Source organism: Amycolatopsis nalaikhensis (genome assembly GCF_030264295.1).
In the GTDB taxonomy this organism is placed as follows: Bacteria; Actinomycetota; Actinomycetes; order Mycobacteriales; family Pseudonocardiaceae; genus Amycolatopsis; species Amycolatopsis nalaikhensis.
Window position 1 is genome coordinate 8,975,211 of record NZ_CP127173.1, and the last position, 12,940, is coordinate 8,988,150.

12 protein-coding genes and 2 pseudogenes are annotated in these 12,940 nt (G+C 71.4%); 8 read left to right on the top strand and 6 right to left on the bottom strand.

The features are described from left to right. Window positions 1-71 precede the first annotated feature (71 nt). Both QP939_RS43600 and QP939_RS43605 read left to right on the top strand, forming a co-directional pair. Window positions 72-578 (top strand): DinB family protein, encoded by a 507-nt coding sequence (locus QP939_RS43600; RefSeq protein ID WP_285452693.1) that lies wholly within the window; start codon window positions 72-74, stop codon window positions 576-578. Then, window positions 578-1,501 (top strand): prenyltransferase/squalene oxidase repeat-containing protein, encoded by a 924-nt coding sequence (locus QP939_RS43605; protein ID WP_285452694.1) that lies wholly within the window; start codon window positions 578-580, stop codon window positions 1,499-1,501. Before QP939_RS43600 ends, QP939_RS43605 begins: the two co-directional genes overlap by 1 nt. Here QP939_RS43605 and QP939_RS43610 read toward each other — a convergent pair. Further along, on the bottom strand, window positions 1,455-2,468 hold the full coding sequence (locus QP939_RS43610; RefSeq protein WP_285452695.1) for a GlxA family transcriptional regulator: 1,014 nt from the start codon (window positions 2,466-2,468) through the stop codon (window positions 1,455-1,457). The genes QP939_RS43605 and QP939_RS43610 overlap by 47 nt on opposite strands. A 594-nt stretch (window positions 2,469-3,062) precedes the next feature. Between QP939_RS43610 and QP939_RS43615 the strand changes: the two genes are divergently transcribed. After that, complete coding sequence (locus QP939_RS43615) at window positions 3,063-3,869, top strand: dienelactone hydrolase family protein (RefSeq protein WP_285452696.1); 807 nt, start codon at window positions 3,063-3,065, stop codon at window positions 3,867-3,869. 3 nt (window positions 3,870-3,872) lie between these two features. Here the strand turns inward: QP939_RS43615 and QP939_RS43620 are convergent, their stop codons facing one another. Continuing rightward, window positions 3,873-5,036, bottom strand: a complete 1,164-nt coding sequence (locus QP939_RS43620) for a DUF1015 family protein (RefSeq protein ID WP_285452697.1) — start codon at window positions 5,034-5,036, stop codon at window positions 3,873-3,875. Between the two features lie 125 nt (window positions 5,037-5,161). On the opposite strand from QP939_RS43620, the gene QP939_RS43625 reads away from it, so the two are divergent. Beyond that, window positions 5,162-6,679, top strand: coding sequence for an MDR family MFS transporter (locus QP939_RS43625; RefSeq protein WP_285452698.1), 1,518 nt, complete (start codon window positions 5,162-5,164; stop codon window positions 6,677-6,679). Here QP939_RS43625 and QP939_RS43630 read toward each other — a convergent pair. Further along, window positions 6,676-7,557, bottom strand: a complete 882-nt coding sequence (locus QP939_RS43630; protein ID WP_285452699.1) for a TIGR03854 family LLM class F420-dependent oxidoreductase — start codon at window positions 7,555-7,557, stop codon at window positions 6,676-6,678. The genes QP939_RS43625 and QP939_RS43630 overlap by 4 nt on opposite strands. Window positions 7,558-7,597: 40 nt before the next feature. Beyond that, window positions 7,598-8,035 (bottom strand): MarR family winged helix-turn-helix transcriptional regulator, encoded by a 438-nt coding sequence (locus tag QP939_RS43635; protein WP_285452700.1) that lies wholly within the window; start codon window positions 8,033-8,035, stop codon window positions 7,598-7,600. A 70-nt stretch (window positions 8,036-8,105) separates the two neighbouring features. On the opposite strand from QP939_RS43635, the gene QP939_RS43640 reads away from it, so the two are divergent. Beyond that, a complete protein-coding gene (locus QP939_RS43640; RefSeq protein ID WP_434219690.1) occupies window positions 8,106-8,483 on the top strand; it encodes a DUF5313 domain-containing protein in 378 nt (125 codons plus the stop codon). 118 nt (window positions 8,484-8,601) lie between these two features. Continuing rightward, on the top strand, window positions 8,602-9,600 hold the full coding sequence (locus QP939_RS43645) for an RluA family pseudouridine synthase (RefSeq protein WP_285452702.1): 999 nt from the start codon (window positions 8,602-8,604) through the stop codon (window positions 9,598-9,600). Here QP939_RS43645 and QP939_RS43650 read toward each other — a convergent pair. Beyond that, complete coding sequence (locus tag QP939_RS43650) at window positions 9,560-10,138, bottom strand: hypothetical protein (RefSeq protein WP_285459981.1); 579 nt, start codon at window positions 10,136-10,138, stop codon at window positions 9,560-9,562. The genes QP939_RS43645 and QP939_RS43650 overlap by 41 nt on opposite strands. 234 nt (window positions 10,139-10,372) lie before the next feature. Between QP939_RS43650 and QP939_RS43655 the strand changes: the two are divergent. Both QP939_RS43655 and QP939_RS43660 read left to right on the top strand, forming a co-directional pair. After that, a pseudogene (locus tag QP939_RS43655) lies at window positions 10,373-10,949 on the top strand (dihydrofolate reductase family protein). Window positions 10,950-10,983: 34 nt separating this feature from the next. After that, a pseudogene (locus QP939_RS43660) lies at window positions 10,984-11,609 on the top strand (alpha-ketoglutarate-dependent dioxygenase AlkB). A gap of 6 nt (window positions 11,610-11,615) precedes the next feature. Here QP939_RS43660 and QP939_RS43665 read toward each other — a convergent pair. Beyond that, window positions 11,616-12,893: a cytochrome P450 gene (locus QP939_RS43665; protein WP_285452703.1), complete on the bottom strand. Its 1,278-nt coding sequence runs from the start codon at window positions 12,891-12,893 to the stop codon at window positions 11,616-11,618. Window positions 12,894-12,940 lie beyond the last annotated feature (47 nt).

Sequence of the window (12,940 nt, forward strand, 5' to 3'; positions counted from 1 at the left end):
CGCGCGAGCTTAAAACACGGGTACGACAATTCCTTGATGAAGACAGCGCCGGTCGTGCTACACACTCCTTCGTGACCACCGAACGCCCCGCCCCGCCGCTGACCGGCGGCGAGCGCGAAATGCTGCGCACCTTCCTCGACTTCCACCGCGCCACCCTCGCGATGAAGTGCGACGGACTGTCCGACGAGGACCTGCGCCGGGCCTCGAGCCCGCCGTCGACGCTCTCCCTGCTCGGCCTGGTCCGGCACATGGCCGAGGTCGAGCGCACCTGGTTCCGGCGGGTGATCAACGGCGAGGACATCCCGCTGCGGTGGTCACCCGAAGGGGACTTCCAGGCCGCTTACGACGCCAGCTCGTCGACGCGCGCCGAAGCCTTCGAGGCGTGGCAGGCCGAGGTCGAGCAGTCACGCAAGATCGAGGAGGCGGCCGAGTCCCTCGACGTCACCGGTTACCAGGCGCGCTGGGGCGAAGACGTCTCCCTGCGCCTGGTCATGCTCCACATGATCCACGAGTACGCCCGGCACAACGGCCACGCGGACTTCCTGCGCGAAGCCATCGACGGCGTCACGGGGGCCTGATGGACTCACTCGCCTGGTTGCGCGACTCCGATCCGGCCCTGCGCTGGCAGGTCGAGCGCGACCTGGCGGGTGAGCCCCCGTCGGTGTGGGAAGCGACGCGCGCCCGGATCGCCACGGAGGGGTTCGGCGCGCGGCTGCTCGCGCACCAGGACCCGGACGGCCAGTGGGCGGGCGGCGCGTTCTTCCCGGCGGGCTTCCGCGGCGGCGAGGACCAGCCGTGGACGGCGACGACGTGGTCGTTGAACGCCCTGCGCGAGTGGGGCCTGGACGCGAGCGTCCTGCGCGGCACGGCCGAGCTGCTGGCGCGGAACAGCCGCTGGGAGTACGACGACCTGCCTTACTGGGGCGGCGAAGTCGACTGCTGCATCAACGCCTGGACGCTGGCCAACGGCGTCTGGCTCGGCGCGGACGTCACCGGGATCGCCGACTGGTTCGTGAGCCACCGCCTGCCCGACGGTGGCTGGAACTGCGAGTGGGTCGAAGGGTCGACGCGCTCGTCCGTCCACTCGACACTCAACGCCTTGAAAGGCTTGCTGGCGCACGAAACCGCGACGGGCGGCACGCCGGAAACGCGCGAGGCCCGCCGCGCCGGTGAGGAGTACCTGCTGGAGCGCGGGCTGTTCCGCCGGTTGTCGACGGGCGAGCCGATCGCGCCGTGGGTGCGCGAGTTCGGTTACCCGTTCCGGTGGCGCTACGACGTGCTCAACGCGGCTTCGTACTTCCGCGACGCGGACCGGCCCGACCCGCGCCTGGCCGAGGCGGTCGGGGTGATCCGCGCGGCCCGGCAACCCGACGGCACGTGGCTGCAGCAGCGGACCGACGCCGGGCGCGTCTGGTTCGAAGTGGACGTCCCCGCCGGGCAGCCGTCGAAGTGGCTCACGCTCCACGCGACCCGCGTGCTGTCCTGGTGGGACTCGCAGTAGTGGCACCACGCCGGAACGCCGCGCGGTAGTCGCGGGGGCGTTGTCCCGTGTGCTTGGCGAAGAGGGCGGTGAAGGTGCCCGCGTCCCGGTACCCGACCGCGGCGGCGATGCTCGCGACGGTCCGGTCCGTCGTTTCGAGGAGGTGCCGGGCCCGGCGGACGCGCGACGACTGCAGGTGAGCGAGCGGGCTCCGGCCGGTCTCGTCGGCGAAACGCCGCAGCAACGTCCGGGTGCTGACGTTGAAGGAACCGGCCAACGCGGCGAGGTCGTACCGGGCGGCGAGGTTCTGGTCGAGCCGTCGCATCACGCGGCGGGAGAATTCGTTCCCGGGCTGCGGAAGAAGGCGCGCGTCGACGTAGGGGCTCTGCGACGCTCGCGCGTCGTCGACGAGGGCCAGGCGCGCGGTCGTCCGGGCCACGCGGGCACCGCTGTGTTCGCGGATCAGCTCCAGCGCGAAGTCGTACATGGCGCTGAAGGCCGCCGTCGTCGTCACTCCCGAGTCGGTGACGACCAGCCGCTCGGGCCGGACGTCGGCGCCGGGGCAGCGTCGAGCCAGCTCCTCCGCGAAGAGCCACGCCGTCGTGGCCTGACGTCCGTGCAGCAGCCCGGCCTCGGCGAGCAGGAACGCCCCCACGCAGATCGAGACGACGACGTTGCCCGCGGCGGCGTGCGCGCGGATCGCGGCGAGTTCGGGGGCGAGCGACGCGAGCTTCGCGTCCACGTCGGAGCCCGGCACCAGCGCGAACCCCGGCACGACCAGGACGTCGACCTCGCGCAGCGGCGAGACGGACAGCACCGCACCACCCGCGGCGGCGACGCGACGACGCGGCGAAACGACCGACACCTCGTACCCGGCCTGGCCGGGACCGGCGACGTGCGTCGCCATCGTCAGGAGGTCGGGCACGCCGAACACCTCGGACGCGAAGCAGCCCGGGTAGGCCAGGACGCCGACCCGCAGCGCAGTCATGTTCGTCTCCTCTCGGCGTGGCACCGCAACACAACACGTCCGGGTGACCAACCCAAAAAGGAGCGGGGTGGTCATCCCGTCGCCTGAGGCCGGATAAATCACTTTGAGCCAGGCCCGCAACTACCCGCAGAACGCGAGTTAGCTACGGAAGCTTGCGGGCCTGGCTCAAAGTGATAGGCCTCAATCAGGCGACGGGATGACCACCTCGCGGCCCACCTCGAGAACGCAACAAGTCTACGAAGCCCCGGCCATCCCAGAGCCTGCCCGTCCGGCGAGGACATGTTTTTAGAGATACGGGCCCGACATCCCCCACCCCTCCTCGCGGAGTGTTCAGCCGCCGGTCGACCTTGTCAAGGCGGGAAAGCGTGCCTTGACAAGCTCAACCGTCGACTGAAGAGCGGCGAGGACGAGGGGCGGGGGAGGTCTGGTGATCTCGTGCCTGGCTTGCGTTGCCGACCGCCGGTTAGCGACGAGGACAAGGGGCGGGGTTGCTCCGGTGGTGTCGCGCCTGCAACCCGCATGTGGCGAGATTACCCCGAAATCCGGCGATCCGGCCTATCGCCCGCCGCAGCCACCTCCGGCGACGCTGGCGGCATGAACGAACAGCTGGACGATGCGATCACCGACTTCTCCCACCGCGAGGCGGAAGTAGACGGGGTGGTGAAGAAGGTCTACGTCGCGGGAACCGGGCCGGCGGTCGTGGTGCTGCCGGAGATGCCCGGCATCAGCCCCGACGTCCTCCGGCTCGCGCGGTGGGTGCGCGACGCGGGCTTCACCGTCTTCGTCCCGTCGCTCTTCGGGGTCGACGGCGCCTACCCCACGGCCGAGGGCGGGGCGGAAGTCGTCCGCCGCACGTGCGTCAGCGCCGAGTTCCGGGCCTTCGCCGGCGGCGGCACCAGCCCCGTCACCGCCTGGCTGCGGGGCCTCGCGCGCCAGGCCCACGCCGAATGCGGCGGTCCGGGTGTCGGGGTGATCGGCCTGTGCTTCACCGGCAACTTCGCCCTCACCATGGCCCTCGAGCCCGCGGTCGTCGCGCCCGTGGTAAACCACCCGTCCTTGCCACTGGACGACCCCGCCGGACTGGAACTCGGCGACGAGGACGCGCGCGCGATCAGCGACCGCGTGAAGCGCGACGGCCTGAAGGTGCTCGCCTACCGCTTCGACAACGACCGCTGGTGCACCGGGCAGCGCTTCGCCGCCTACCAGGCACTCCTAGGCGACGCCTTCGACGGCCGTGTCCTCCCCGGCGGCTCCGCGAACACGAACCCGCCCCCGTTCTTCCGCGACACCGTCGGGACGCCGCACAGCGTCGTCACCGCGCACCTCGTCGACGAGGACGGCCACCCCACGGTGCGGGCCCGGGACGAAATCCTCGCCTTCCTGGCCGAGCGGCTCGGCTGACGCTCACCGGAGATCCGCCAGCACCAGCCCGCTGCGCGGCTTCGGCGTGAAGTAGGTGGCCTTGCGGGGCATCCGCCGTCCGGCCGCGTGCACCGCGAGGACGTCGGCGTAGGTCACCGGCGCGAGCATGACCACCGCGTCCGCGTCCGGTGGCAGCGGGCGGCCCGCCGGGAGGGGGCGGACGCACGGCCCGTCGGGGTCGACGCCGAGCGCGTCGGCGAACAGCACCCGCTCGACGATCTCGTGGTCGATCACCGGCCACGGGTCCTTCGGCACCGGCAGCGGGATCCGCAGCACCGCCGAGCCCGCCCGCACCACGGCCTCGCCGGTGACCGGGACGGCGTGCTCGTCGTAGCGGACGTCCAGGCCGGCCGCGGACCAGCGTTCCACCAGGTCTTCCGGGCCGAGGCCGGTGCCGGTGAGGACCCGGTGGATCGCGCCGATCCGCAGCTTCGGCCCGGCCGTGACCAGGGCCAGCAGTGCGCCGTGCCCGGCCGCCGCGGCCGCGGCGACGCGGTGGTTGCCGTCGGCGACCAGCAGGTCGGCGCCGTCGACCGCGGCCAGCAGCCGGTCCTGCAACGGCCCGGCGGGCACCACCCACAGGTCGTGCCGCCGCCCGGCCGCGTCCGAAGTGGACAGATCGGGCAGGCCGAGGCCCGCGCACGCTTGCTCGACCTCGGCGGTCAGCCGCTCACCGCCGGTCGCCGGGACCAGCAGCGCCGCGCTGGTCGCGCAGCCGAGCCCGGCCAGCACCGCGGCCCGCTCGGCCACGACGTCGGGGTAGACGTCCTCGGTGTGCCGGACCCGCGCGGCGCCCTCGTCGGTCACCGCGGCCGGGTCGACCAGGCAGAGCAGCCCCAGCGCGACGCCGTCCGGCCCCTCGATCCGGTAGGGCGCGACGATCTCCCGCACCGGCCGGTAGAACCGCTTGCGGAGCCGTTCGAGCACGGCCCGCGCGACCGGCACGGCCGCGGCCAGGTCGAGGCCGCGCGCGAGCGCCGCGGGGGTGCGGGCGGGGTGCTGCACGGCCAGCAGGCTGTCCGCGGCGCCGGGCGCGGCCAGCGCGGCGACGACGCGGTCGGGCTCGGCGAACTCGTCGACGTCGGGGCCGGGCACCGCGTCGCGGACCACCCAGCCCCGCTCGATCGGCCGGATCCAGTTGCTCATCCGACCCATCTTGCGCGAAGAGCACTGTGACGGAAAAACGCTGGGGTCGCGCGCCGCGGGATGGAATGCTTAGGGCTGCAAAGTAGTTGACCCCGGTCATGACCGCCCCGAGGAGCGCCGCGCCGATGACGACACCCGCCGCCACCAGCGTGAAGGGGGTCGGTTTCCGGTCGGAACGCGGCCCGGTGCTGATCGCGGTCATGCTGAGCACCGGCCTGGTCGCCCTGGACAGCACGATCATCGCGACCGCCGTGCCGAGCGTGGTGCGCGACCTCGGCGGGTTTTCGCAGTTTCCGTGGCTGTTCTCGATCTACCTGCTCACCCAGGCCGTCACGGTGCCGCTGTACGGCAAGTTCGCCGACGTCCTGGGCCGCCGCCCGGTGATGTTCTTCGGGATCGCGGCGTTCCTGGTGGGCTCGGTGCTGTGCGGGGCGGCGTGGAGCATGCCGGTGCTGATCGCGGCGCGCGCGGTGCAGGGCATCGGCGCGGGCGCGATCCAGCCGATGTCGATGACGGTGATCGGCGACCTCTACACGGTGGAGGAGCGCGCCAGGGTGCAGGGCTACGTCGCGAGCGTCTGGGGCATGGCGTCGGTGGTCGGCCCGACGCTGGGCGGCGTGTTCGCGGAGTACCTGGACTGGCGGTGGATCTTCTTCATCAACCTGCCGCTGGGCGCGATCGCCGCGCTGATGCTGTACCGCAACTTCGCCGAGCGGGTGGAGCGCAAGGCGCACAAGGTGGACTACACCGGCGCGGCGCTGCTGACGGTCGGCTGTTCCCTGGTGATCCTGGGCCTGCTGGAGGGCGGCGTGGCGTGGGCGTGGGGCTCGCTGCCGAGCGTGGCGATCTTCGTCGCGGGCGCGGCGCTGCTGGTGGCGTTCGTGCTGGTGGAGAAGCGCGCGGCGGAGCCGGTGCTGCCGCTGTGGGTGTTCACCCGCCGCATCCTGGTGGGCGGCAACCTGCTGGCGGTGGTGGTGGGCGCGGTCCTGATGGGGCTGACGTCGTACCTGCCGACGTACGCGCAGGGAGTGCTCGGCGCGGGAGCGCTGGCGGCCGGGTTCGCGGTGGCGGCGCTGACGGTGGGCTGGCCCCTGTCGGCGTCCCTGGCGGGCAAGATCTACCTGCGCATCGGCTTCCGCGACACGGCGCTGATCGGCAGCGTGTTCGTGATCACGGGCGGAGTACTGGTGGCGTTGCTCGACGCGAGGTCATCCCTCTGGTCGGCGGCGTTCGCGGCGTTCGTCCTGGGGCTGGGCCTGGGCCTGACGTCGAGCCCGACACTGGTGGCGGTCCAGTCGGTGGTGGGCTGGGACCGCCGCGGAGTCGTGACGGCGACGAACCTGTTCAGCAGGTCCTTGGGGAGCGCGGTGGGAGCGGCGGTGTTCGGCGCGATCGCCAACGCGACGCTGGCTTCGCGGTTCGCCAATCCCCCGGCTTCGGTGGCCGGGCACCTACCGCCGTCGGTGGACGCGACGAGCCTGGTGCTGGGCGGGCACACGGACGATTCGCCGGTGGCTACTTTCGTGCGTGGGGCTTTGAGCGACGCTACGCACTACGTGTTCGTGGGGCTGCTCGTCGTGGCTGCGGTTTCGGTGGTCGCGTTGCTGCTCATGCCGCGGAAGGCGGAACCGCTGGAGTTCTAATTCTGCAGCGGCACGAGCTCGGCCTGGAACTTCTCCAGGAACCCCTCGAAGTCCCCGTGCCCCGGCCGGATCACGAACTTCGACAGCCCGGCCTCGATGTGCTGCTCCACCAGCCGCCGCGCCTCGGCCCAGCTGGTCGCCACCAGATCGGACACCGGCACCCCAGGACGACGCCGCGCGGCCACCGCCGCCAGCTCGTCCGGGACCCCGCGATCCGCCACCACCAGGCTCAACCCGAAGTGGTCCTCTTCGATCTCCCGCCCCGCCTCGGCCGCGGCCTGCTGGATCGCGAGCCGGGCTTCCCGCGCCTGCGACGGCGTGTGGAAACTCCCCAGCCAGCCGTCCGCGAGACGCCCGGTCCGGCGCAACGCCGCCGGGGCCGACCCGCCCAGCCAGACGTCCAGCCTCTTCGCCGGACGCGGCCCCAGCGAAACCTCGGAGACCTCGAAAAACGCCCCGGAGAACGACACTGAATCCTCTTCGAGCAACCGCCGCAGGAGCACCAGCGACTCGTCGAACACCGCCGCCCGGCGGCCCGGTGGCACCGGGAACAAGTCGTGCTCGGCGGTGCGGGCCGGGCGGAGCCCGAACACCGGCAACACTCTCTTCGGCGCCAGACCGGCCAATGTCAGCAACTGCTTGGCCACCAGCACCGGATGCCGGCCGGGCAGGATCGCCACCCCCGTGCCGACCTTGAGCCGAGACGTCCGCGCCAGCGCGTGCGCCATGCCGATCATCGGGTCGACCTCGGGCGAATAGACCAGCTCCGACAGCCACAGAGAGTCGACGCCCGCTTCCTCCAGCCGCCGCGCCAGCCCGGCGAACTCGGCCGGACCCGTCCCCGCCGCGGGCGCGACGCCCAGCCTGATCTTCAGCACACTGTGCTCAACCCCACCCCGCGCCGGGGCATTCCGCGCGTCACGCCGTCGCGTCGATGACCCGCGTCAGCACCGCGTGCAAGGCCTCCAGCTCCGAGACCTCCATCCCCAGCGTCTCGACGACGCGGTACGGGATCTTCTCGGCCTCCGACCGCAGCGCCCGGCCCGCCTCGGTCAGCTCGACCGTCAGCTGCCGCTCGTCCGAACGGCTGCGGGCGCGCGTCACGTAACCGAGCGCCTCCAGCCGTTTGAGCAGCGGCGACAGCGTCGCGGGCTCGTGGCGCAACGTGGTGCCGAGGTCCTTCACCGACCTCGGCGACCGCTCCCACAGGGCCAGCATCACCAGGTACTGCGGGTGCGTCAGGCCGTACGGCTCCAGCAGCGGCCGGTAGATCGCGATCACGCTGCGCGAAGCCACCGACAGCGCGAAGCACACCTGCCGGTCCAGCTTCAGCGGGTCTTCACCCAGGTCGATCATGGCTCGATCCTACCGCATCAGTTAGCACGCTAATCGTTAGTGTACTATCGAACTCATGGAACGACCTGGTGTGCTCCGCTGGTCCGGCTACGCCGTGGGCGTGCGGCTTCCCGTGCGCTACAACGACTGGGTCCTGCACGACGCGACGTCGAAGCACTGGCGCGCCCGGTACGTGCTGCAGCGGTCGCTCGGCATCGTGCCGCTCTGCGCCGTGTGGCTGCTGCTGCCCGGCTCGATCTGGCTGCGCCTGTCCCTGGTGCTGATGGCGGCGCTCGTCGCGTACTTCTACTCGTGCGCGTACATGGAGGAGAGCATCGAGCACCGGCTCGGCAGGCAGGGCTTCCCGCCCCACACCGGCCGCCGCATCCGGGCCGAGGCGGCGGAAGCCGCGAACGCCGAGGCGACCGCCCGTTACGTCGCGCGCTACCGGACGCCCTCAGAGGGTTAGCTGTGCCGATGGCCGCCAATCCGGCCACAGTCACGGCCGAACCGGTCCGTAGCGCCTATTGCGTGCCGCTCGGGGGCGGCCTCCTTTTGGCCGGATCGGCAGCTAGGCTCGACGGACGATGAGACGCAAGCTCCGCCCGCCGATCCCGCCCCGCCACGGGCTCGACCCCGCCCGGCTCAAGCTCCCCGCCGAGGGCGACTGGCCGACGCTGCTGGCGCACCTCGTCGACCGGCTGCCCCGGGTGGCGCCGGACCGCATCGAGCAGATGCTGCGCGAAGAGCGCATCCACGGCCTCGACGGCCCGCTCGGCGTCGACGCCCCCTTCGAGCCCGGCTCGTTCATCTGGTTCCACCGGGACCTGCCGGACGAGGTGCCGGTGCCCTTCGAGATCAGCGTCGTGCACCGCGACGAGCACCTGCTGGTCGTCGACAAGCCGCACTTCCTGGCGACCATCCCGCGCGGGCGGCACATCCTCGAGACGGCGCTCGTGCGCCTGCGCCGCGACCTCGACCTGCCGCACCTGTCCCCCGCGCACCGCCTCGACCGCGTCACCGCCGGGCTGGTGATGTTCGTGATCACCCCGGAGCTGCGCGGGAAGTACCAGACGCTGTTCCGGGACCGCCGGGTGCACAAGGAGTACGAGGCGATCGCGCCGCACGACCCGGCGCTCGAACTGCCGCGGACCGTGCGCAGCCGGATCGTCAAGGAACGCGGCGTGCTGGCCGCCCGCGAAGAGCCAGGGCCGGTGAACGCCGAGACGCACGTCGAGCTCGCCGAGCACCGCGACGGGCTCGGCCGGTACCGCCTGATCCCCTCGACCGGCCGGACGCACCAGCTGCGCGTGCACCTCAGCGGCCTCGGCGTCCCCATCCTCGGCGACGACTTCTACCCCGAGCTGCGGGAGAAACCGCTCGACGACTTCACGAAGCCGTTGCAGCTGCTGGCCAAGGTGCTCGCCTTCGACGACCCGCTGACCGGGACGCCCCGCCGGTTCACCAGCGGGCTGCGGCTGGCCGCGTGGGACGACCTCGCGGCCTGGGCGGCGCCCCCGGCCGGGACCGGGGACGCCGCGGCCGTCACTTGTGCCAGAACCGGATCCCGCTCCACTGCACCGTGATCGGCCCCGCTCCGCTGGCCGTGCGGTAGCTGCCGAACTTGTCGTAGTAGCTGCCGCCCGGGCTCGAGATCGTCTGCTTCAGCGAGCCGTTGAGGTACACCTTGTGCGAGCTGCCGACCTGGTTGATCGTGTTGACCCGCACGGACGTGCCGACGGTCGCGCCGCTGCCCAGCGTCGCCCCGCCTTCCACGGCGTACATCCGGCCGCCCTTCTCGACCGCCAGCATGAAGTACGGGCCGGCGTTCGAGCCGTCCCGGAACGTCTGCTTGAGACTGATCCGGGAGCCGGACATGCTGGTGATCTTGAAGGAGCCTTCGAACTGGTGGGTCCCGCCGGTGTAGGTGGTGTAGCGGCGTTCCGCGCGCTGGTCACCACTGGCCGTCGAGCAGGTGAGCTGGAAGGTGAGCCCGGAGATCTGGCCGCACCCCCGCTCCTGCTCGGAGTAGCCCGGCGAGTCCGAGATCCACGGACCGGTCCCGACCTGGGCGTCCGCCGCCGGCGTGAGCACCGCGAGCCCGGCCGCGACCGCCGCGAGCACGCCCGCGCCACGAAGTCTGCGCACCGTCAACCTCCTGAAGTCGTTCCGAGGCGGCGGCGGTAGGGGGACAGAGGTCCAGACCTTTGTCCGACTTGGGGAGCACTGTACGAGCATGGACCACTGCCGGACAAGAGCCACTTCGGGTGGGAAGTTTTCGAGCGTGTCCGTGTCGATTCCGGCCGAGCCCGTTCGACAGACTCGTGACAGCAGGACCGAACCCCCGAGGAGCACCCCATGCGCACCCTGATCACCACCGCCTTCGTCTCGCTCGACGGCGTCGTCGAAGGACCCGGCGGCGAACCGGGCTACCGCAACTCCGGCTGGACGTTCCAGGACATCGAGTTCGACCCGGCCGCCTACGAGCTGCAAGGGCCGCGAGCAGGGCGAAGCCACCGCGATGATGATGGGCCGGGTCAGCTATGAGGCGTTCGCGCCGGTGTGGCCGGGCATGACCGAGGAGTTCCCGGGCTACAACGCCATGCCGAAGTACGTCGTCTCGACCACGCTCCAGGAGGCGGACCTGGTGACGAACTGGGGCGAGACGACCATCCTGCGCTCCCTGGACGACGTCGCCACGCTCAAGGAGACCGACGGCGGGCCGATCATCGTCCACGGCAGCGCCGCGCTGAACCGGGCGCTGTCCGACGCCGGCCTGATCGACCGCTACCACCTGCTGGTGTTCCCGGTGCTGCTCGGCGCGGGCAAGCGGCTGTTCAGCGAGACCGACAAGGCCAAGCAGCAGCTCCGGGTCGTGGAGAGCGAGACGTACTCGAACGGCATCCAGAAGGTCGTCTACGACGTCATTCGCTAGAACAGGTGTTCGATCTAGGTGTAGGCTGGGGTCCATGAACCCGGGTCTGCAGTCTTCGCTGTTCGACACCCAGGGCGCCCTCTCGCTGCGCCCGCTCGCGCCCGAGCGGACCGACCTCGACTCGGGCGCGTGGGTGGACATCCAGCCGGGCTGGCTGGAGGGTGCCGACGAACTGTTCGCGGCGCTGGCCGAGAACGTTCCGTGGCAGGCGGAGAAGCGGAAGATGTACGACCGGGTGGTGGCCGTGCCGCGGCTGCTGAGCTACTACCGGGAGAACGTCCCGCTCCCCCATCCCGTGCTGACGGCGGCGCGTGACGCCTTGAGCAGGCATTACTCGCGGGAACTGCGGGAGCCGTTCCGCACGGCGGGGTTGTGCTACTACCGCGACGGCCGGGACAGCGTGGCGTGGCACGGCGACCGTATCGGCCGGGGCGCCCGCGAGGACACAATGGTCGCGATCCTCTCCGTGGGCGCGGCGCGCACGCTCGCGCTGCGCCCACGGGGCGGCGGGGGAAGACGCTGGCGCGCCCGCTGGGGCACGGCGATCTGCTCGTGATGGGCGGAAGTTGTCAGCGCACCTGGGAGCACGCCGTCCCGAAGACGGCCAAGCCGGTCGGACCGCGGATCAGCATCCAGTTCCGGCCGCGCGGGGTGAACTGAGCGGGCTCAGTCCACGTAGACCGGGAGCTCGTCCAGTCCGTACACAATGGACACCTTGCGGAAGGACAGCTCCTCTTCCGGCACGGCCAGCCGCAGCTTCGGGAACCGCCGGACCAGCGCCGGATAAGCCGTGCGCAGCTCCATCCTCGCCAGCTCCGCGCCGATGCAGCGGTGGATTCCGTAGCTGAACGCCAGGTGCGACGTCGGCTCGCGCGTCGCGTCGAACTCGTCCATGCCCGGGCCCAGCTTCGGGTCGCGGTCCGCCGCCGACAGCGACACCAACACGATGTCGCCCTCGCTGATGGACACGCCCGCGATCTCCATGTCCTGCTTGGCGAACCTGGGGAACGCCATCTGCACCACGGTCAGGTAGCGCAGCAGCTCCTCGACGAACCGGTGCACCGACTCCTCGTCGCCGCGCACCGCGTCGAACGCCTTCTCGTCGCGCAGCAGCACCAGCGCGCCGAGCGCCAGCATGCTCGCCGTCGTCTCGAGGCCGCCGGTCAGCACGCCGTCGGCCAGGCCCGCCAGCTCGCGGTCGTCGATCTCGTCGCCGTGCTCCTTGATCAGCATGCCGAGCAGGCCGTCGCCCGGCTCCTCGCGCTGCTTCTTCACGATGTCCAGCAAGTACGTCAGCGACTCCGACATCGCGCCGAGCGACGCGCCCGCGCCGCCGAAGAGGTCGAACCGCGCCGTACTCAGGCGCTGGAAGTCTTCGCGGTCCTCATAGGACACCCCGAGCAGCTCGCAGATCGTGAGGGACGGGATCGGCAGCGCGAACGCCTGCCACAGGTCGACCGGGCCCTCCGCCTTGGCCATCGCGTCGAGCTGCTCGGTGACGATCTCGTCGATCCGCGGGGTCAGCCGGTTGAGCCGGCGCATCGTGAACTCCGGCGTGAGCAGCTTGCGCAGCCGCGTGTGCACCGGCGGGTCCGCGAACCCGAGCCCGCCCGGGTTCTGGTCCGCCGTCACGCCCGCGTTGCCGACGAGGTTGCCGAAGTCGCTGGAGAACTCGGTGACCTTGCCGAGCACCGCCTTCGCCTCGTCGTAACCCGTGACCAGCCACGCGTTCATCCCGAACGGCAGGTCGAGCTTGCTGATCGGCGCTTCGGCCCGGCGCGCGCCGATCTCCGCGACCGGGTCCAGCCCGTCCCGCTTCAACGGCAGCAGCGCCGAATCGGGCAGGATGGACGACATCTTCTCGAGGTCGAAGCCCTTCTTCGACTGCCGGGCCAGGTACCGGCGGCCGACCCAGCCCAGGACTCGCGAGCGGAGACTCCCCATGCACCCGACAGTACCGCACTAGCCCGATCGGGTGACGGACCGCGAGA